The following is a 20,268-nucleotide window of genomic DNA, read 5'->3' on the forward strand; positions in this document are numbered from 1 at the left end:
GCAAAGAAACATGGCCTTTCTTGCTTTTTAAATGAAATATTCAATTTTAACATAAAAAACAAATTAATATTTGAGTTTTAGACGACCGAAGCAAGGGGCGGGGTTGCATTTATACGCAACCTGACGGTGGTTTTGTGAGGTTTTAAAATTATAAATTTCGAAACCCTTTAAATCACAACAACATAGCGGATCATCGCTTAAAATCTCAGGATTAACTTTCTGAGATTTTTCTCTTGTTTTTACCCCGTCTTTAAAACAAATGTAGAGTAGAATTGTCCCTGTAGCCTTTGTTTCTCTTATTATTGCAGCTGTATTCCATATTTTTCTTTTGTTATTTCAATATATTTTTTGGCAAGGGCATGATTATTTTCGATGATCATCAGATTAACGGCTTGTTGTAAAGTATCCTTGCAATTCGGGTCTTTTAAGAAGTGCTGCGCCACACCCTTGCGAGCCAGTAAATTTGCTAAAGCATAGGTAATATGGTTATTAATACAAAAATCTATTCCCCGATTCGCATAGTCCAGGGCCTTTTCATCTTCATAGAGTGTATGGTAATTATAAGAAATATTTGCAATGATTTTTATGGCTAAGATTTTTTCGTTAAATGAAGTATATTGATTTAAAGAGAGGGAATCCAACAAATGTTCTAATAGATGGTTGGCAAATAATAGATCGTGATCATCGGAGAACGAAAGAGCAATTAATAGTAAAATTCTTTTCTCCAAGACCGTATATTGGAAGTCTATATAGTTTTGCAGTGAGAATAGAGGGTTGCTTAGGTGCATGGATTCTACGTAAAGAGATCTGCTTTTCTTTAAATTTCCCTTATAGTATTCACTAAGGCCATCAAGGATTAACAAAAATTGTTTTTTTGAGTTATAGGCAATGGGCGGCTCATTATCATGGAGTTTCCCAAACTGTTCATAATCTTTCCTCAAATTTATTAATGTCTCTTCGTTATACATTGCAATCAATTTGTCTAAACGAGCATAATAACGCATTAGTATGCTTGATGAAGAATAATTTTTATAGGCATCGATCAGATCCGTTTTGTATACTTCGGATAAAATGATTAAGGTATCAAATCTTGCAATCACTTTGCCTTGTTCAATTCTGCGTAAAGTATCAACTGACAATCCGGACATACGGGCTACATTTCCTTGTGATAATTTAAGACCTAAACGGAGTTTTTTCGCATAATCCCCAAAATCTTTGAAGTTAAACGATTCAAACAACTTTGTCAACCCCCTTAGACCCTGCACTTGTGCGGGTACTCTTTTGAATAATTTTACTATATTATATAATTAATAGCAAAGATTGGAGGGGTAAAGCATGAAAAAACGTAATGTGGGATCATTAATTTTAATATTTTTGATGGTACTAACCGTAATGTTAGCTGATCCAAGTACACAGGGACGAGATGATGACTATCCTAAAATAGGAAGCGTTGAAGAAACGGAAATCATCGGGTAAGAAATTATTATTTTGAAAGCTTGATTTGGATAGTTTATAAAATAGCCGAGAATACTCGCGACTTTAGTCGTGTAGATGAATCGGCTTCGGTTGTGGCACCGCTGTAGCGATGGATAGCAACCGTAATATGTTGTTTAATCGAACCATTAAACAGCCTCTTTGCGATAGTATTCATCCCTTACATATGTTATAATTAAGTAGAGGTGATTCCCATGGCTACCATGCATTACGGACGTGGATACGTCTATTCTATTCAGTACCATTTGGTTTGGTGCGTAAAATATCGGCATCCTATTTTGCACGGACAAATTGATGCAGATGTTAAACAACTATTAGCAAAAATTGCTTCGGATAACGATATTCAAATTATTGAGATGGAATCCGATAAAGATCATATCCATTTACTGATCGACTGTAAGCCGCAGCACGTTATCCCCAGTGTTGTTAAAGCATTTAAAGGGGTCTCCGCCAGATTACTGTTTGAAAAACATCCGGAACTTAAACAACGCCTTCGGGACGGCCACTTATGGAATTCCAGCTACTTTGTAGCAACCGTCAGTGATCATACCGAAGAACAGATCCGGAGCTACATAAAAAGTCAGAAAAAGAAATGAGGTTAAAGCCGTGCTGCGCCATAAAGCCTATAAATTTCGAATCTATCCGAATCGGGAGCAGGAGATCTTAATTGCTAAAACCATGGGATGTTCCCGTTTTGTCTACAATCATTTTTTAAGTTTGTGGAATGAAGCCTATACTAAAACCGGTAAAGGGTTAACCTATCATGCCTGCTCGGCAATGATTCCTCAAATGAAAAAAGATGAACAAACCATTTGGTTACAAGAAGTGGATAGCATTTCCCTTCAGTCCTCAGTAAAAAACCTTTCCGACGCTTTTTCCCGTTTTTTCAAAAAACAAAATAAGAGACCGCAGTTCAAAAGTAAAAAGAACCCGGTGCAAAGCTATACAACGAAAAATGTGAATAACAGTATCCGAATTGTTCATCACTCCATTAAATTACCCAAGATCGGCCTTGTGAAGTTCGCTAAAAGTCAAGACCCTAAGGGTCGGGTGTTGAATGCAACCATCCGGAAAAACGCCAGCGGTAAATACTTTGTTTCTCTTCTATTGGAAGAAGACATTCAGCCCTTGCCAAAAACCAATTCTGCGATTGGAGTGGACCTGGGTATTACGGACTTTGCCATTCTTTCTGACGGGCAAAAGATCGATAACCATAAATTTACTTCCAACATGGAAAAGAGACTACAACGGGAACAACGGAAGCTGTCAAGACGGGGTTTGCAGGCTAAAAAGAATGGGATCAATCTCTTGGAAGCGAAAAATTATCAGAAACAAAAACGCACGGTTGCCCGGTTGCCCGGTTGCCCGGTTGCACGAAAAAGTAATGAATCAACGGAGCGACTTTCTGAATAAGTTGAGTACAGAAATTATCAAAAGCCACGATATAATCTGTATTGAAGACTTACACACGAAAGGCATGCTCCGTAATCATAAACTGGCGAAAAGCATTTCCGACGTATCCTGGTCCGGTTTTGTGAGCCGGTTACAGTATAAAGCAGACTGGTATGGTCGGGAAGTCATCAAGGTGGACAAGTGGTTTCCATCCAGTCAAATTTGTTCAGCCTGTGGCCACAAGGGCGGCAAGAAACCCCTGAGTATCCGGGAATGGACTTGTCCTATTTGTGAGGCCCATCATGACCGGGGTATCAATGCCAGTAAAAATATTTTGACCGAAGGTCTACGAAAACAAGCGAAAGCTTAAATAGTATCCAAAACCGTAGGGACTACGGGGATAGCTTGGTAAAGAAGAGAAACCGCTGTAAGTAAAGAAATAGGCTTGCAAGTATGCTCTGTTCCCAAGAATCTTATGACTTCAGTCATGAGAGGTTCAAGATTAAAATGTAGGAGTTGATTTAATGAGCTTTGAAATTTACCTGATAATATGTGTGATTGGGCTAATACTGATGATGAACGGATTTCGGAAAATTCGAAGAAGAGATCTGTATACCCAAAGTCCATTGGCAGGATGGTTGATTGTTTTCGCCACCTTTGTGTTTCAGCTGTTTCAATTGGAACTCTTTGTTAATGATCTCCAGGGATCCTGGTTTCTTTACGGACTTTTGGCTATCCTTGGCATTGCAACGGTAGGCCTTTTTATCAGAGCCCTTCGCCGGGAGATGAATCAAACCCGGATTCGGATTCACAATATGGAGCCGAAGGAAGCAGAGGAAATGGTCATCGCCCAGCTTGAAGAAAAAGAAGTGGACTACAGCCTTGAAACCGGCGGTGGGAAAAGACGGATATACAGCTTCCCGATCTTTAAAGGGCAGATCATCCTGGAAAGCGATTATATTTCGAAAAACCATCAGTTAATCAGTTTTCAACAGATCAGTGAAATTCCCATGGGTCGGGAGATCATTGAAGATCTTAAAGAAGAAAGCGAAAAACGGGAACGGCCCCTCTCTATGATCCTGGGGATTCCCGATCTCTTCATGGGAGGACTGTTTTTTGTAACGGGGATAATTCTAACTCAGATATAACCCTTGAACCAATCCTCAAAGAAGTTCAAGAATCACTTACAGTAAGAATCACTTACAGTAAGAATCGCTTACAGCAAGGATCGCTTACAGTATGAAAAATTGTAAACCTTCGGGTTTCTTTTATCAACCCTAATGGGGAATCATTTGCCCAAGGTGTAGTGAAATCAAAAGAAGGAGTGATTGTATGCCGTTGAAAACCCCAAAGGAATATGAACAGAGTTTACGAGCGCTGAATCTCGAAGTATATCTCTTCGGAGAGCGGGTCAAGTCCCCGGTGGATCATCCGATTATTCGACCGTCGCTGAACTCGGTGATGAAAACCTATGAACTGGCTCGGGAAACGGAATATAAAGACTTAATGACGGTAGAGTCCAGCTTAACGGGAAAAACCGTCAACCGCTTTACCCATCTTCATCAAAGCACGGAGGAACTGATTCAAAAGGTGAAAATGCTCCGGCTCCTCGGCCAAAAAACCGGGGCATGTTTTCAGCGATGCGTGGGGATGGATGCCTTTAACGCCGTCTATTCAACGACCTATGAAACCGATCAGGTTCATGGGACGGAATATCATAAGCGATTTGTGGATTTCTTAAAATATGTCCAGGAGGAAGACCTGACCGTAGACGGGGCCATGACCGACCCGAAAGGGGACCGGGGATGTGGGCCCTCCCAGCAGGAGGATCCCGATGTGTTTTTACGGATCGTAGAAACTAGGGAGGACGGCATCGTCGTCCGAGGGGCGAAGGCCCATCAAACGGGAATCGTAAATTCCCACGAAGTGCTGGTGATGCCTACCATGGCCATGAAGGAAGAGGATAAAGACTATGCGGTATCCTTCGCCGTCCCCACAGACAGTCCCGGCATTAAAATTATATACGGGCGTCAGTCCTGCGATACCAGGAAGCTGGAGGATGGGCTGATGGACCGCGGTAACTTTAAATACGGAGGCCACGAAGCTTTGGTGGTCTTTGATGATGTGTTTGTTCCCAAGGACAGAATTTTCCTGTGCGGAGAATTTGCTCATTCCGGGACCCTGGTTGAGCGATTCGCCGGGTATCATCGACAAAGCTACGGCGGATGCAAAGTGGGAGTCGGGGACGTGCTGATCGGAGCAACCGCCTTGATTGCAGACTATAACGGGGCGGCAAAGGCCTCTCATGTAAAGGATAAGATCATTGAAATGGTTCATTTAAACGAGACCCTTTATTCCTGCGGAATCGCCTGTTCATCCCAGGGAAGCCCCACCAAGGCAGGAAACTATCAAATCGACATGCTTTTGGCCAATGTATGTAAGCAAAACGTTACAAGAATGCCCTATGAAATTGCAAGACTGGCCGAAGATTTGGCCGGGGGAAATTTTGTAACCATGCCTTCGGAGCAGGATCTTAAGAGTCCGGAGATCGGACACTATGTGAAAAAATATTATAAAGGGGCCAAGGGATCTACGGAAGATCGCTGGAAGGTGAACCGCTTAATCGAAAACATGACCCTGGGTACCGCAGCGGTGGGCTACCGAACGGAATCCATGCACGGTGCCGGTTCTCCCCAGGCCCAGCGAATTATGATCAGCCGGCAATCAAATCTTGAGGGTAAAAAAGATCTTGCAAAGGATTTGCTGGATATTGATTGACGCGTAAGCTCGTAGAAGAGCATTCCCTCAACGCTCATAAAAAGCAGGTAACCTAGAAACGGGTTTAAAGAAATTTTCAAGTGCCCCTGATTTATGTAACTTAGTTCCGGCAAATTGTCAATACAGTAACAAAATTTAATATTTGATGGGAGAGATCAAGCCATGGGTAAAAGAGTAACCATCAGCACGATTGCGATCCTGGTATTAATCCTAGTGGGATTTGGGGTTGTAAGCTGTACCGGAGAATCGAATAATCAAAATCTAACGGTATCGATTCGTAGTTACGAGGAGGTTCCCGAACGGGTACAGGAATCCATTGATGAAATGTTTGACCGAATGATCGCCGAGGATCGGGATGAAGAAAGTGCATCAATGTCCTGGGGGGAAACCCAGTATCACGTCCTTGTTCCCGGGGAAGGAAGAGCCGTGGAAATTCTGGAAATGGGGGAGGATGAAGCCAAGGGTCGAGGAAAGAAAGTGGTTTATACCTTCGTAGAACAGGAGGGAAGCGATGTAGAAGAGGAGATACAGCGATTTAAAGAGGACATGGTGATCATCGAAGTTGAAAACTATCAACCAGGGCATTTTACCCTGACGAAAAGAGGAAGCTGATCCACTTATAAAAAAATCGAATTAAAAAAAGAACCTTGCCTTTTACCGGACGAGGTTCTTTCTTTATGATAATGAAAATATAAGGAGTTCTTAGACCGATGCTTCCGTGGTTGCGGGCTCCATTGTTTTTTCGGGAGTCGGAGCCGTAACTTTTAGCGCCAAATACATTCCTACGATACTAAGGAGTCCGGAGATGACATAGCTGTAAGCATAGCCCCCGGTATAGTCCCGAATGAGTCCGCCGACTAAAGGTCCGAATACGCCGCCGATACCCCAGGCAGTGATGACAAAGCCGTAGTTCACGCCAAAGTTTTTCATTCCAAAGTAGTCTCCGGTAATGGCCGGGAAAACCGTGAGCATACCACCGAAGGTAAAGCCCACCATGGCAACGCTTAGGATTAATAATGCGGGAGTTGCCGCAAAGGGTAAAATAATGTAGGCAACCACCTGTAACAAAAACATCGAGAGCAGGGATTTGGTTCGTCCGATCTTATCGGAAATAATTCCCCACTGGAGTCTTCCGAAGGCATTGAAAACCGCATAAATCGATGCCAGCATAAAGCCGTTGGTGATTCCCGACTGTTCCAGGCCGATATTGGAAAGCTGACCGATAATCAGCAGTCCTGCAAAGGTGCCGCAGGCAAACATGGACCAGATCATTTTAAACTGTTTGGTTTTTAACATCTCACCGGATTGAAATTCCTTCGTGGCGGTGGTGGAGAAAGAGGGTTTTACCTTAATGGTTTCCGATTCCTCCGGTGCCGGGGGAAGGTAGCCTTCCGGCGGGTTTTTAATCAGTTGAGCAAGGGCCATAATACCTACGAAAAAAGAACTGCCCAATACGAAAAAGGTGGTTTCGATGCCATAATTTCCAATAAGATAAGTGGTTAAGGGGCCTACGTACACCGGGGCTAAACCGAATCCGCTAACCACGGCCCCGGAGATGACCCCTCTTTTACTGGGGTGAAACCATTTTACAGCTGCAGGGGTGGGTGCGGAATACCCGGTTCCCATGGCAATGCCAAAGATCAGTCCGAAGGTTATGGTCAGGCTTACAGGGGTTAACAGTAAACCCGATAGATTCAGGCCGATTCCCGCAAGGATTGCGCTTCCCATAATAACCTTTCGGGGTCCGAATTTATCCTGTAGCTTTCCTCCGGGAACCATGGAAAATGCGAACATGGCACAGGCCAGCATATAAGGGATTTGTGTCGCTGTGGCACTCCATCCAAGATTCATCAGGGCTGCAGAGATTACCCCCCAGGCATAGAGGGTACCGAGCATTAAGTTCACGCCTAGTCCTGCCAGTAGTACGATGATACCTTTGTTAAAAGCGGTTTTCATCCATTCAACTCCTTTTAAATTTTTATAAGATGATAACGGTCAATTATACCATCTCCCATTATACTTATTCTTATATTGATATACAATAACTTTGACAGATATATTACTATTTTATATATTTATTTTAAAAACGGGTATAAAGTGGGAAAGAACACTGTGCATCAGGAAATTATAAAATGGAGGGTTTTCCAATGCGTTATCAAGGAACCGTATACCGACCGCCCAGCGAGAGAAATAGTCTGGTGATTCAAGGAACCATCGGCTGTCCCCATAATAAATGCAGCTTTTGTACCATGTATAAAGACGTTCAATTTCGAATCCGTCCCGTGGAAGAAATCAAAAAGGATCTGGATATAGCAAAGGAGTATTACGGAGCGTTCATTGAGACCGTTTTTATCGCCGACGGCAATAGTATTTTAATGAAGACCGAGGAGCTGTTAGGGATGTTTCGCTATACCCAAGAGCTTTTCCCCAATCTTCAGCGTATCACCCTTTATGGTTCGGCAAAGTATATTCTTCTAAAATCCCCGGAAGAACTTCGACAACTGCGGGCCGCTGGTCTTAAACGGCTGCACTCGGGAATGGAGTCGGGAGACGATCAGGTATTAAAACTTTTAAATAAGGGGGCCACCGGGGAGGAAGTGATTGAAGCGGCTAAAAGATTGAAAGAAGCGGATATTGAGACCAGCCAGTACATCATGATTGGCGCCGGGGGCAAAAAGTGGTCAAAAAATCATGCTCGTAACAGCGCCAAGGTATTAAACCAATGCAATCCGGATTTTATTCGCCTCAGAACCTTTATGGTATTTCCCCGAACCCCGATCTATGAAATGTACAAGAATAAAAGCTTTCAACTCCTTACCCCCTATGAAGCCCTGGAGGAAACCAAACTTTTGATCCAAGAGTTGCAGGGAATTGACAGCATGTTGTTCAGTGATCATCCATCGAATTATTGGAATGTAGAGGGAAGGTTGCCAGAGGATAAAAAGACTATGCTTGAGGAAATCGATTATGCCTTGACCTTGGACAAATCGGTATTTCGAGATCCCAGAAGGGCCCGGCTATAAAGATAAAAAATTGACCGCTGAAAGCTAGGGTGGTTATTTTTTTGTTAAATCCTACAGAAGGTGTTGACAAACAATTCAGAAAAATGGTATTATTGAAGAAATTGGTCAGACCATAGGACCTAAAAGACCATAAGACTTCCTGGAAATCCCTAGAGCCATTAACGGAACTGATACAGGGTATGCTATAATAAATAAAAAGATGGTGTATGATTAATCGATGGAGGTATGGTCATGTTTAAACCGATAAAAAGCAAAAAAATCTATGAATCCGTAATTGAAGAAGTACAGCAAATGATTATTGAAGGCACTTTGAGTAAAGGTGATAAATTACCCACGGAGCGTGATCTTGCTGAACAGTTGAATGTAAGTCGGACCTCGGTCAGGGAAGCAATGAGAGCTTTGGAAGTTCTGGGCATTGTCCAGGTCAAGCAAGGGGGAGGGAACTTCATAAAAGAACAGTTTGACGATGCTTTAGTGGAGCCCTTATCCATGATGTTTATCCTAAATCAGAGCCACCCCCGTGAAATTGTGGAACTTCGAAGAATCATCGAAGTGGAGAGCGTTTATCGGGCAGCAGAGCGGATTTCCGATGAGGATATTAAAGAACTCAGAGTGATAATCGATCAACTAAATATTCATACAAAAAGCAGAAATGAAATCAAAAGTGCCGAATACGATAAAGAATTTCATTACAGTATTTGTCGAATTGCGGATAACTATTTGTTTTCCAACATCTTGAATATGGTTTCGAATTTGATGGATGTTTTGATCAAGGATGCAAGAGGCACCATCCTCCTGAAAGAGCATAACCGGGATGTTTTAATAGAGCAACATGAAAAGATTTTCCGTGCTTTGGCAGCCCGCAACCCTCAAGGAGCAGCGGATGCAATGAAAGAACATATTGAGTTGATTTTCGATGAATATGTATCAAGTATTGAAGAACGGAAACCCTCCGTCTGATAAAGGGGAGGGTTCGTAAAAGAGTATGTAAAAAATGCACAGGACGAATTACTAAAAGAGCGCTGTGTATTTTTTTTAACATAAATGGTTGGACCATAATACCAAAATAACAAAAGCAATTGTAACATGCAACAGAAGTACTTCAGAGAAAAATGGCAAAGGATCAATGAAAAAAGCCACACAAAAAAAGAAAGGAATGATGTAATGAAAACCTTAGTATGTATTAAGCAAGTACCGGGAACCACAGAGGTGGAAGTGGACGATAATGGGAATTTAATCCGTTCAGGTGTCGATGCGAAAATGAACCCCTATGACCTTTATGCCCTTGAAACTGCATTGAAGTTGCAAGAAGATCAAAAGGGGGAAGTGAGTGTTATAACCATGGGGCCTCCCCAATCAAAGGAAGTGATTCGAGAAGCTTATATGATGGGAGTAAATCAGGGGTTTCTTCTAACAGATCGGAGATTTGCAGGCGCCGATGTGTTGGCCACCTCCTATACGTTAGCTCAAGGGGCTTATCAGGCGGGGGATTTTGATCTCATTCTTTGTGGTAAACAGACTACCGATGGAGATACGGCCCAAGTAGGTCCGGAAATGGCAGAGTACCTTGGAATTCCCCATGTGGCCAATGTAAAAACCATTGTGGAATGTAAAGAAAACTCTTTGATTGTAGAGGTGGAAATGCCCACATCTATACAGACGGTTGAAGTGAATTTCCCCTGTTTAATCACTGTGGAGAAAGGGATATTTCAACCCAGGCTTCCATCCTACCGACTCAAGAAAAAGACGAAGTATCAAGAAATTACGGAATTATCTTTAGACCACTTTAAAGATATTAATGAAAAACGATACGGTTTATCAGGATCGCCAACTCAGGTAGAAAGGATTTTTCCTCCGGAACAGAACACCACCAGTGAACGGTGGGAAGGGGAAAATCTTGGCGATAAACTTTATCAAACCTTAGTAGACTTGAAATTTCTCTATGAAAACAAATAAAGGAGGCCCATGATGGCGAAAATAATAGTTAACCAGGAAAAAATTAAGGATATCGATGAAGCAATTAAGCTTTGCCCCTTTGATGCGATTGAGTGGAATGAAAAAGAACGGGAAGTGGGTATTACAGCTGCATGTAAAGTTTGTATGATCTGTGTGAACAAAGGGCCGGAAGGAGCCTTTGAGTTGGAGGAAGATGACATTTACATCGATAAAAGTCAATGGAAGGGGGTTGCAGTGTATGTGGATCATGATGAGGGGCAAGTCCATCCGGTTACCCATGAATTGATCGGAAAAGCAAGAGAACTGGCGGATAAAATTGGCCATCCGGTATATGCGGTTTTTATCGGATCCGATATACAGAAACAGGCGGAGGATCTTCGTTATTATGGCGTGGACGAAGTGTTTGTCTATGATAATCCTGCTTTTCAAGACTTTACAATTGAGCCTTATACCGCAGCCTTTTCCGACTTTATTGACAAGGTATCTCCCTCAACGGTTTTAGTAGGTGCAACCCCCCTGGGACGGTCCTTAGCCCCAAGGGTGGCAGCAAGGTTCAAAACCGGACTTACGGCAGACTGTACGATCCTGGATATGAAAGAGGATACGGATCTTGTACAAATCCGACCGGCCTTCGGCGGAAATATTATGGCACAAATCTGCACACCGAAACATCGCCCCCAGTTCGCAACGGTAAGGTATAAAATAATGGATGCTGCCCAACGTTTGGATAAAGCGGTTGGAAAAGTTACGAACTGTGAACCACCGAAAAACCTTGCTTCTGCGATTAGGGTTCTGGACTCTAAGGCAAAAGAAATAGAAGAGGATATCGCCGATGCAGAGGTTATAGTGGTAGCAGGAAGAGCCATAAAAAAAGAGGAAGATCTTGAAATGATCCATATGCTGGCTAAGGAATTGGGAGGAAAAGTTGCGGTTACCAGACCTCTAATTGAAGCAGGATGGGGAGATCCGAAAACCCAGATCGGCCTAAGTGGAAGAACGGTAAGACCTAAATTGATGATTACCTGCGGAGTCTCGGGCTCCGTGCAATTTAAAGCCGGCATGACAAATTCCGACTATGTTTTTGCCATTAATAAAGATCCCAATGCTGAGATTTTTCAAGTTGCTCATTATGGAATAATCGGAGATGTTTACGACGTGATACCGGAATTGTTGGCGAAGATGAAAAAATCCGAGGAGGTTATGGCATGAAATTTAAAAAAGTAGAGCAACAGGACATTGCCTTTCTAAAGTCCATTATAGAAAAAGACCGAATTTTCACCGAGGAGGAAATCAGTGAAGATTTTTCCCGGGATGAATTGGCGGGAATGAGGAATATGCCCGAGGTATTGGTGGAACCTATTTCTACCGAAGAAACCTCGAAAATAATGGAATATGCTTATGAGCAAAATATTCCGGTGACCCCAAGAGGACAGGGAACAGGCCTTGTAGGCTCGGCAGTAGCGTTGTACGGCGGGATTATGCTGAACATGAGCCGGATGAATAATATTTTAGAGCTGGACGAAGAAAACTTAACCGTTACAGTAGAACCGGGCGTTTTGTTAATGGAGCTCAGTAAGTTTGTGGAATCCAACGACCTTTTCTATCCACCGGATCCCGGAGAAAAAAGTGCTACATTGGCAGGTAATATCAACACCAACGCCGGTGGAATGCGAGCAGTGAAATATGGTGTTACCAGGGATTATGTTCGTGGGCTGGAACTTGTGCTTCCCAATGGCGAAATCATGGAAGTTGGAGGAAAGATCGTGAAAAATAGTTCCGGTTACAGCCTGAAAGATTTGATTGTAGGATCGGAAGGGACCCTGGGAATTGTTACGAAAGCAACCCTTCGATTGCTTCCACTGCCCAAGAAAACCATCAGTCTTTTGGTCCCCTTTCACAAACTGGAAACAGCCATCGAAACGGTACCTAAAATTATTAAATCTAAAAATGTACCCACGGCCATTGAGTATATGGTCAAGGATACCATCCTTTCAGCGGAAGAATATTTGGGAAAGGAATTTCCAGACAAAACCTCGGATGCGTATTTGCTACTTTCCTTTGACGGGAACTCCAAGGAAGAGGTGGAAAAGTCCTATGAAGTGGTAGCGGACATCTGTTTGGAAGCGGGGGCAATCGATGTGCTGATTTCTGAGACCCAGGAACGGCAAGAGTCCATATGGTCGGCACGGGGAGCCTTCTTGGAGGCCATAAAGTCCTCTACAACGGAAATGGATGAGTGCGATGTGGTTGTTCCCAGGAACCGGATTGCGGAGTTTGTTAAATATTCCAATGAGTTGAAAGATGAGTTTGATATTCGAATTAAGAGCTTTGGTCATGCCGGGGATGGCAATCTTCATATCTATGTTTTGCGGGATGACCTTGCAGAGGATGTTTGGAAAGATAAACTGGACAAGGTTTTTCAAAAAATGTATGATCGAGCTAGAGAGCTGAAAGGTCAAGTATCGGGAGAGCATGGAATAGGGTTTGCAAAGAAGAACTATCTTGAAGAATCTCTATCCGTAGATGCTATGACCATAATGCGAGGTATAAAAAAATCCTTTGATCCCAAGGGAGTATTAAATCCCGGGAAAGTGAGCTAGGAGGTAACTATGGTTGTTATCCGTGAATTACTGATTATTTTAGGTATTCTTTTTGTTGGAGAAGTTATTAGCCGTGGAACAGGCATGCCTGTTCCCGGTAATGTTCTAGGCCTGTTAATACTTTTAGGGTTGTTATGGGGAAAAGTTATTAAAATCGAGATGATCGAAAAATCCACTAGCTTTTTTCTGGGGTATTTGGCCTTTTTCTTTCTTCCTGCCGCTGTGGGATTGTTGGGTATTTTCCATCTGATTCGGAGTCAGTGGTGGCAAATCACTTTGATAACTATCGGAACCACGATTCTGGTTATGGTGGTAACGGGTATCACGGTGCAGTTCTTAATAAGGAGGCAGAATCGATGGAAAACCTAACATCTACACCGTTGTTCGGAATACTGATTTCCTTGATGGCCTATCAAATCGGTTTGGTGATTTTTAAACGAACAAAAATTCAAGTGTTGAATCCGATTCTAACGTCCGCATTGATTATTATTGGCGTATTGGTAATGTTTGATATACCCCTGGAAAACTATGAGGCGGGGGGAGACTATATTTTATTTTTGTTGGGACCGGCAACAGTGGTTTTGGCAGTGCCTTTGTATCGTCAGCGGGAGCTTTTGGTAAAATACTTATTTCCCATTTTAATGGGAATCACTGTGGGAGCCGCTACGTCCATTGTCAGCGTATGGTTTCTATCCCATGCCTTAAACATCGATCAGCTGGCCATCATTTCTCTCTTGCCGAAATCCGTAACCACTCCAATCGGCTTTGAAATCGCGAGACAAACCGGTGGAAATCCCGCATTGGCGGTACCCGCCATTGTGATTACCGGTGTTACCGGCGCGGTGGTCGGTCCCACGGTGCTGAGATGGTTTAGAATCAAAGAGGAGGTGGCCCAAGGGGTTTCCATGGGGACTTCCGCACATGGGCTCGGGACGGCGAAGGCCATTGAAATGGGTGAGACCCAAGGCGCCATGTCCGGTCTTTCCATTGGGGTTTCCGGCATAATAACCGTGGTACTGGTCCCCCTGTTTCTTTGGATTATGCTATAAGGAGATTTCATGAAGGATTACCATAAACCATCGGGATTAATTGTGGCCCGGTGGTTTTTTTGGGTATCTTTACAACTATACCCTACTGTGGAGGCATCAAAGTTCGATATTTTGAATTCAGAAAGGAGGAGAATAATGGAAATTACAAAGGACGTTAAAGACTTACTGAAAAATGAAAAGTTATGTACCTTAGCAACCTGCGTGGAAAACAGGCCCTATGTATCCTTGATGAACTTTACCTATGTGGAGGAAGAAAATAAAGTGATCTTAAGCACCAGAAGAGACAGTAAAAAATATAACAACATCATAAAAAATAAAAGAATTTCATTGTTATTGTTTTCCAAGTCTTCGGAACTCAGCGCCACGTTTTTGGGAAACGCAATGACTCTTGATGGGGAGGAAGAAATGTATTACCGGGATATGCATATGAAAAAAACCAACATGCCCCAGTTCATTCTGGGAGACAATATCGGGGTGGTGGTTTTCAGTATTGAACAGGTAATCATCTCCGACAAACAGGACCGGGTAACCTATATTAATAATGATTAAACCAAAGGGTAAACCAAAGGGGACGGAGGTATTTGGTACACGATGTACCGAATACCTCCGTCCCCTTTGGTTTATTGGCTATTAGTTTTCTTCCAGAAAAAAGTACAGCCAGCTTCCCCAGATCACAAGATTTGCTACAAATACCATATTGATCAGTTCCATGATGCTCCCGGGGGTTCGAAAGCCTCCTATCAAAAGGTTGGTGCCGGTGCGCCCTTCTGCGGTAGCGGTAATGGCGGCCATACCTAAATAAAGCATTACAAGAACTCCTATGATTCCTATACCTAAAGCTATTTTCGCAGGTCGCTTCATCATTAATCGCCTCCTTTTTTTATGGGTTTTTAAGCGGAATCCCTGAAGATACAAGGGATACCAAGGGTCTTTAAAACATAATAACATTTTACGGCTCTATTTTTCCAGGGCATAAACCAGGACATTAGAATAAAAGAAAATATTGATTCACCGCCACCTTCGCTTTCACCTAGTGGGTTGGGTAGTTAACAGAAGAAGACTCATCTGAAATTCCATGAATAACAGCATTAGAATTGGCAGGAATTTTATACAGAGATAACGAATATGTATAGTAAGAAACGTATAAAGGAGTTGGATACCATGAATTATCCCATCGAAGCTGTTCGAAAAAGATTTCCGGCGCTACAACGGACCTATAAAGGAAAGCCCGTGGTGTATCTGGATGGACCGGGAGGCTCTCAAACTGTGGTGGAGGCAATCAATGCAGGACGGGACTATATGATGAGGGGAGGAGCAAATCTTCACGGGGCCTTTCCCACATCGAAGGAAACCATGGAAAAAATTGCAGAGGCCAAAGAGTATGTGGCCGCACTGTTTAATGGAAAAGCGGAGGAGGTAGCCTTTGGTCCCAATGCCACCACTATGATGTTTCATGCTGCAAGGGCTGTAGCTAAGACTTGGAAGGAAGGAGATGAGATCCTTCTGACAGAATTGGAACATCATGCGAATATCGATCCCTGGAGAAAAGAGGCGGAGGATAAAAATGTGACCGTTAAGTATATCCCGCTGGATACGAAGACCTTAACCTTGGATCTTAGTTCTTTGGATCAGCTTTTGACAGAGAAAACGAAATTTGTGGCCATTGGCTTGGCTTCCAACTGCATCGGAACGATTAATGATGTGAAGACTGTATCGAAGGCGGCAAAAAAAGCGGGGGCAGTGGTGGCCGTGGATGCAGTCCACGGGATTCCTCACTTTTATGTGGACCGGGAAGCCCTGGGAGTGGACATGCTCTTTAGTTCCGTGTATAAAATGTTTGGTCCCCATGTGGGGCTGGCCATGATAAAAAAAGATCTTTTTGATCAGTTAGATCCCTATAAAATCATGCCGGCACCGGACTATGCTCCGGATAAACTGGAGATCGGGACTCAAAATCATGAAGGGATCATGGGAGTGACGGAAGCCGTAGCATTTATCGCGGATTTAGGAGAAGGCAACACCCTAAAGGAAAGAATCATATCCGGATATGAAGCAATTGAGCAGTATGAAGAAGAACTGGTGCAGTTTGTTCGTGGGGAGTTGGAAAGTATCAAAGGACTGACCTTGTACCAGGCCCCCGATTCCGTTAAGAAGACCCCGACGGTGGCTTTTCGAGTAGAGGGTATGACCCCTCGGGAGTTCACATCCCGCATGTGTGAAGAGGCCAGTGTGTTCATTGCCGACGGTCATTTTTATGCCTATCGATTAGCGGAAAAACTGGGAATTGTGGAGTCCGGATCCTTTATTCGCGCGGGGATATCGGTGTATAATACCATGGAAGAGATGAAACGATTTGTTGATGGCATCAAAGCAATTGTGAACAATAAGTGATGAAATGAACCAAAGGGGACGGAGGTATTCGGTACATCGTGTACCAAATACCTCCGTCCCCTTTGGTTCATCTTTGGTCTATTGTATCAAAGCCTCCAGCTTCTCCGGTTGCAAAAGGGTGAAGTGATTCTTATGATACCGGATCAAACCTTGATCCTTAAGGTTTTGCAGTTCTCTAGAGAGGGAGGGTCTGGGCATCCCGAGGTAATCCGCCATTTCCTGACGATTGTGGGGGAGGTTAATAGAAGGACTGCCTTGCATTCGGTATTGATCCATAAGATACATGGCTACCCGCTGTTTTAGCCGGTCATAGGATAGAATCCGAACTTTGTTGCTCATCATCCAGACCTTGTTGGAGAGAAGGCCCATCAGATTTTTTAAGAATTCCGGCTTTAATTTACACAGTCGTAGAATGGCTGTTTCGGAAATGTAGAGAATCACTGTGTTTTTTTCTGAAAAAAGAGAAGAGGGAAAGTGCTTATGATCGGAAAAAATAATGACTTCACCAAAGGTGTCTCCCGGTTTTAGTTCCGTGATCGTAGTTTCTTTTCCTGAAAGGTGCAATTTTTTTACTGCCACGGAACCTTCCAGAACCAGACTGATACCACTGCAAACCTCTCCCTCGGAAGCGATTAACGTCGGATCGGGATAAGAAATAATGTCTGCAGTAAGGTCCCGAAATATCAGTTCCAGGGAAGAGGGGGGAATGCTTTGAAACAATAGGGATTTGGAGATGGTCTGTAGTTGAGGTTTGGTTAATAAAGAATTTTTCATAAAACCCTCCTTCGTAACATTTGTTACATACTCTTATCTTACATTATATTAAAATGAAGTTAGCAATACAAGTTCAGGATGATTCTATTACGATGAATATTAAATAGGAGGTGAGAGTATGGGAAAAGAAAAGAAGAAGAACACAGGTAAAACCATAGGAAGATGGATTGTCCAAGGTTTTTTTCTACTACTTTTTACAATCTTAGCAGTGCAAGGAAGACTTCAGGCATGGATCCTTATTTTAGGCCTGGGGGTCCTGTTTAGTCTCTTTTTTGGAAGGTTATATTGCGGATGGATATGTCCTATGGGTACAGTGATGAGACTTGAATCCCGAATTTATAAAAGCCTGGGAATAAAGCGAAACAGTCCCGGGATAAAAGATTTAAAAAGTGGAAACAAAGGATATATTTCCTTATTGCAAGGATTGTTGTTAGCGGTGTTTTTCGGAGGTATGGTCGCAACTCGACGCTTCGGCCTTCAGATCAATCTGATCGTTTATCTTGTTTTGCTGGGAGCCGGGATTTCTTTGTTTTTTAAAGAAGAACTGTGGCATAGAATTTGCCCCCACGGGATTGCTAACAGCCTTACCGCGGGGATTCAGAAACTCAAAGGAAGAAAAATGGTCATTGAGAAAGAACGCTGTATCGGATGCGGAAAATGTGAGCAGGTATGCCCTAATCTGGCGATAGTGGCCTCAGGGGAGGAAAAAAAACGGCGTATTGTTACCAAAGATTGTCTGGTATGTTTTGAATGTCAAAGGGTTTGTCCGACGCAGGCCATCGCCTATCGATAATCTGTCGGCCTTCTAGGCGATATTAAAAATTGAAAGGAGTATTAAAATGAAAATTATACGAATGCAAGAAATTGAAGGAAACAAGAATCAGCGGGGAGTTACGGTTAAAAAATTGATTGATCATGATAATACCCGGGTGATGAACCTGACCTTACAACCCGAGGACCATGTCCCCCATCACAAAGTGCCCGTGGATGTGTTTTTCTATATTGTAAAAGGGAAAGGAACCATTCAGATCGGAGAGGAAACATCAACTGTTCAGGCAACGGATATCATACTTTGTCCTCCAGAGGTGGAAATGGCTTTATGGGCGGATCAAGGAGAAGAATTTAGTGTGCTTAACGTGAAAACACCGAACTTTTAACGAAAGTGGCGGCAGCATATCCCATCGGCAGGAAATTATGACAACAAACAAAAAAATATGAAAATAATCTTAACGCCTGAAGAGTTCCTTAGAACTTTAGGCGTTTTTTTAAAGCCTATTATAGAGCACTTCATGAGGATAAGGGAAAAACTGGGCGGAATTTGGGGTTTATTTTTTTTGTAGCTTACTATATACTTGTTTTTGCAGACTTCTGTGTAATTGTGTATGAAGTTTTTGGAAGATCGGCAGGAGGTAATTATGAAATTCAGAAGGAAAAAAGAAAATTCGCATTTAGCCGAGAAAGATAAAAAGCAATTCACCATAATGCTCATTCCCCACGGGAAGGGAAAGCCCAAAAGCCTGGGAATATCACTGAAAACCATGTTTTTAACCGGGATGGGACTGGTTATGACTTTAGGATTTCTAACTTTTTTTTCGACCTACTATTTCCAGGAGTACCGAAGCACCCATGATGCCCTAGACATCGCTAAGGAAGTGAGGGAAGAGGTAATTGTCGAAAATCAAAGGCAGCGTGAGGAGATAGAGGCCCTTGAAGGCTATGCCATGGATGTGGAAAAAGAGGTTTCCGATCTGGCGGATCTGCAAAAGGAAATCATCGAACTGGTAGGATTAGACAGTGAAGCCTATGCAACTTTAGAAACTAAGACAGCTCCGGTGACCCGATCGAGAAACTTAAATATCGACGGATCGAATCCATTGGACAGACAAATTGTCCAACAAGGAGGAGAAGATCTTTTAGCACCGTTAATCGAACAACGTAAGACGGAGATGACTTCCCTGATTCCGGAAGTTGAGGATCAAATCGAATACCTGGATGCAAAACCCAATGTTTTGCCCGCGGAGGGGCGGATCACCTCACCCTTTGGGGAACGGAGAGACCCTTTCAACAGGACCCTGCGTCAGCATAACGGTGTGGATATTGCCAATGATTTTAATACACCCATACATGCGGCGGGAACCGGTGTGGTAACCTTCTCCGGTTATCAGGGAAGTTACGGAAGAGTGATCGTCATCTCCCATGGGAACGGCTATGAAAGCCTTTATGCCCATAATCAGAAAAATTTGGTCTCGGAAGGGGACCGGGTTGAAAAGCATGAGGAGATAGCAAAGATGGGAAGTAGCGGTCGAAGCACCGGACCCCATGTGCACTTTGAAGTGCGGGAAAATGGAACACCCATCGATCCGAAATCAATTTTAAGAGACGAAAACGAAAACTAAGGAGGATACCATGTTTCAAAAGAAAGAGAAAAACAAAGCCGTCAGTCAACCGCCGGAAACCTTCGACACGTTAATAGGAGAAGGCAACCTGTTGGAAGGCAATCTCACAAGCCCTCAATCCTTAAGAATTGACGGGAAAGTTATCGGAGATATAAAAACCGAGGGAACCCTGCACATTGGTGAAACCGGGAGAGTAGAGGGTTCAGTCAGCGCAGTAAATGTAATATTATCCGGAATCGTGGATGGAAATATTGAAAGTTTGGAAACCCTTCGAATTACCGATAAAGGAAAACTTATAGGAAATGCAACGATTAAAACCTTAATCATTGATGAAAATGGGGTTTTTGAAGGCAATTCCAAAATGCATCAGGAAAAAAGTCAAGAGCAAGATAGCGAATAGCCAAAGGATAGACAA

24 protein-coding genes are annotated in these 20,268 nt (G+C 43.1%); 20 read left to right on the plus strand and 4 right to left on the minus strand.

The annotated features are described in order from the left end of the window. Positions 1-299 precede the first annotated feature (299 nt). Positions 300-1,238 (minus strand): helix-turn-helix domain-containing protein, encoded by a 939-nt coding sequence (locus ISALK_RS04405; RefSeq protein ID WP_160719500.1) that lies wholly within the window; start codon positions 1,236-1,238, stop codon positions 300-302. A 97-nt stretch (positions 1,239-1,335) separates the two neighbouring features. Here ISALK_RS04405 and ISALK_RS04410 point away from each other — a divergent pair, with 97 nt between their 5' ends. The 7 genes from ISALK_RS04410 (at position 1,336) to ISALK_RS04435 (ending at position 6,276) form a co-directional block, all read left to right on the plus strand. Continuing rightward, positions 1,336-1,476, plus strand: a complete 141-nt coding sequence (locus ISALK_RS04410; RefSeq protein WP_160719502.1) for a hypothetical protein — start codon at positions 1,336-1,338, stop codon at positions 1,474-1,476. Between the two features lie 212 nt (positions 1,477-1,688). Further along, positions 1,689-2,090 carry an IS200/IS605 family transposase gene (gene tnpA / locus ISALK_RS04415; RefSeq protein ID WP_160719504.1) on the plus strand — a complete coding sequence of 134 codons (402 nt, stop codon included), beginning with the start codon at positions 1,689-1,691 and terminating at the stop codon, positions 2,088-2,090. Between the two features lie 10 nt (positions 2,091-2,100). After that, on the plus strand, positions 2,101-2,907 hold the full coding sequence (locus ISALK_RS04420) for an RNA-guided endonuclease TnpB family protein (RefSeq protein ID WP_371723519.1): 807 nt from the start codon (positions 2,101-2,103) through the stop codon (positions 2,905-2,907). After that, complete coding sequence (locus ISALK_RS15510) at positions 2,789-3,256, plus strand: RNA-guided endonuclease TnpB family protein (protein ID WP_371723521.1); 468 nt, start codon at positions 2,789-2,791, stop codon at positions 3,254-3,256. Before ISALK_RS04420 ends, ISALK_RS15510 begins: the two co-directional genes overlap by 119 nt. A gap of 154 nt (positions 3,257-3,410) precedes the next feature. Next, positions 3,411-4,034: a hypothetical protein gene (locus tag ISALK_RS04425; RefSeq protein WP_160719506.1), complete on the plus strand. Its 624-nt coding sequence runs from the start codon at positions 3,411-3,413 to the stop codon at positions 4,032-4,034. A gap of 184 nt (positions 4,035-4,218) precedes the next feature. Further along, positions 4,219-5,664: a 4-hydroxyphenylacetate 3-hydroxylase family protein gene (locus ISALK_RS04430; protein ID WP_160719508.1), complete on the plus strand. Its 1,446-nt coding sequence runs from the start codon at positions 4,219-4,221 to the stop codon at positions 5,662-5,664. 162 nt (positions 5,665-5,826) lie between these two features. After that, on the plus strand, positions 5,827-6,276 hold the full coding sequence (locus tag ISALK_RS04435) for a hypothetical protein (RefSeq protein WP_160719510.1): 450 nt from the start codon (positions 5,827-5,829) through the stop codon (positions 6,274-6,276). Positions 6,277-6,366: 90 nt separating this feature from the next. Here ISALK_RS04435 and ISALK_RS04440 read toward each other — a convergent pair whose 3' ends face one another. Then, the gene (locus ISALK_RS04440; RefSeq protein WP_160719512.1) at positions 6,367-7,620 is read right to left on the minus strand and encodes an L-lactate MFS transporter; all 1,254 of its coding nucleotides are present in this window, start codon (positions 7,618-7,620) and stop codon (positions 6,367-6,369) included. 191 nt (positions 7,621-7,811) lie between these two features. On the opposite strand from ISALK_RS04440, the gene ISALK_RS04445 reads away from it, so the two are divergent. The 8 genes from ISALK_RS04445 to ISALK_RS04480 all read left to right on the plus strand — a co-directional run bounded on the left by ISALK_RS04445 (position 7,812) and on the right by ISALK_RS04480 (position 14,841). Continuing rightward, a complete protein-coding gene (locus tag ISALK_RS04445; RefSeq protein WP_160719514.1) occupies positions 7,812-8,687 on the plus strand; it encodes a radical SAM protein in 876 nt (291 codons plus the stop codon). Between the two features lie 231 nt (positions 8,688-8,918). Then, on the plus strand, positions 8,919-9,647 hold the full coding sequence (locus ISALK_RS04450; RefSeq protein ID WP_160719516.1) for a FadR/GntR family transcriptional regulator: 729 nt from the start codon (positions 8,919-8,921) through the stop codon (positions 9,645-9,647). Positions 9,648-9,851: 204 nt separating this feature from the next. Then, positions 9,852-10,643 carry an electron transfer flavoprotein subunit beta/FixA family protein gene (locus tag ISALK_RS04455; RefSeq protein WP_160719518.1) on the plus strand — a complete coding sequence of 264 codons (792 nt, stop codon included), beginning with the start codon at positions 9,852-9,854 and terminating at the stop codon, positions 10,641-10,643. A gap of 12 nt (positions 10,644-10,655) precedes the next feature. After that, positions 10,656-11,852 carry an FAD-binding protein gene (locus ISALK_RS04460; protein WP_160719520.1) on the plus strand — a complete coding sequence of 399 codons (1,197 nt, stop codon included), beginning with the start codon at positions 10,656-10,658 and terminating at the stop codon, positions 11,850-11,852. Continuing rightward, entirely contained in the window at positions 11,849-13,243 is a 1,395-nt protein-coding gene (locus tag ISALK_RS04465; protein WP_160719522.1) for an FAD-binding oxidoreductase, read from the plus strand. The genes ISALK_RS04460 and ISALK_RS04465 overlap by 4 nt, the downstream gene beginning before the upstream one ends. Positions 13,244-13,252: 9 nt before the next feature. Then, a complete protein-coding gene (locus ISALK_RS04470; protein WP_160719524.1) occupies positions 13,253-13,612 on the plus strand; it encodes a CidA/LrgA family protein in 360 nt (119 codons plus the stop codon). Beyond that, a complete protein-coding gene (locus ISALK_RS04475) occupies positions 13,600-14,292 on the plus strand; it encodes an LrgB family protein (RefSeq protein ID WP_160719526.1) in 693 nt (230 codons plus the stop codon). Before ISALK_RS04470 ends, ISALK_RS04475 begins: the two co-directional genes overlap by 13 nt. 135 nt (positions 14,293-14,427) lie before the next feature. Next, positions 14,428-14,841: a pyridoxamine 5'-phosphate oxidase family protein gene (locus tag ISALK_RS04480; RefSeq protein ID WP_160719528.1), complete on the plus strand. Its 414-nt coding sequence runs from the start codon at positions 14,428-14,430 to the stop codon at positions 14,839-14,841. Positions 14,842-14,922: 81 nt separating this feature from the next. Here the strand turns inward: ISALK_RS04480 and ISALK_RS04485 are convergent, their stop codons facing one another. After that, entirely contained in the window at positions 14,923-15,156 is a 234-nt protein-coding gene (locus tag ISALK_RS04485; RefSeq protein ID WP_160719530.1) for a G protein-coupled receptor family protein, read from the minus strand. 297 nt (positions 15,157-15,453) lie between these two features. Here ISALK_RS04485 and ISALK_RS04490 point away from each other — a divergent pair, with 297 nt between their 5' ends. Further along, complete coding sequence (locus tag ISALK_RS04490; protein WP_160719532.1) at positions 15,454-16,683, plus strand: cysteine desulfurase-like protein; 1,230 nt, start codon at positions 15,454-15,456, stop codon at positions 16,681-16,683. A gap of 78 nt (positions 16,684-16,761) precedes the next feature. Here ISALK_RS04490 and ISALK_RS04495 read toward each other — a convergent pair whose 3' ends face one another. Then, positions 16,762-17,457 carry a Crp/Fnr family transcriptional regulator gene (locus ISALK_RS04495; protein WP_160719534.1) on the minus strand — a complete coding sequence of 232 codons (696 nt, stop codon included), beginning with the start codon at positions 17,455-17,457 and terminating at the stop codon, positions 16,762-16,764. A gap of 118 nt (positions 17,458-17,575) precedes the next feature. Here ISALK_RS04495 and ISALK_RS04500 point away from each other — a divergent pair, with 118 nt between their 5' ends. The 4 genes from ISALK_RS04500 to ISALK_RS04515 all read left to right on the plus strand — a co-directional run bounded on the left by ISALK_RS04500 (position 17,576) and on the right by ISALK_RS04515 (position 20,253). Continuing rightward, on the plus strand, positions 17,576-18,250 hold the full coding sequence (locus ISALK_RS04500; protein WP_160719536.1) for a 4Fe-4S binding protein: 675 nt from the start codon (positions 17,576-17,578) through the stop codon (positions 18,248-18,250). 46 nt (positions 18,251-18,296) lie between these two features. After that, entirely contained in the window at positions 18,297-18,614 is a 318-nt protein-coding gene (locus tag ISALK_RS04505; protein ID WP_160719538.1) for a cupin domain-containing protein, read from the plus strand. A gap of 258 nt (positions 18,615-18,872) precedes the next feature. Further along, positions 18,873-19,853, plus strand: coding sequence for a M23 family metallopeptidase (locus tag ISALK_RS04510; RefSeq protein ID WP_160719540.1), 981 nt, complete (start codon positions 18,873-18,875; stop codon positions 19,851-19,853). A gap of 10 nt (positions 19,854-19,863) precedes the next feature. Then, positions 19,864-20,253 carry a bactofilin family protein gene (locus ISALK_RS04515; protein ID WP_160719542.1) on the plus strand — a complete coding sequence of 130 codons (390 nt, stop codon included), beginning with the start codon at positions 19,864-19,866 and terminating at the stop codon, positions 20,251-20,253. The last annotated feature ends 15 nt before the right edge of the window (positions 20,254-20,268 follow it).

It is taken from the genome of Isachenkonia alkalipeptolytica, from assembly GCF_009910325.1.
Lineage (GTDB): Bacteria > Bacillota > Clostridia > Peptostreptococcales > T1SED10-28 > Isachenkonia > Isachenkonia alkalipeptolytica.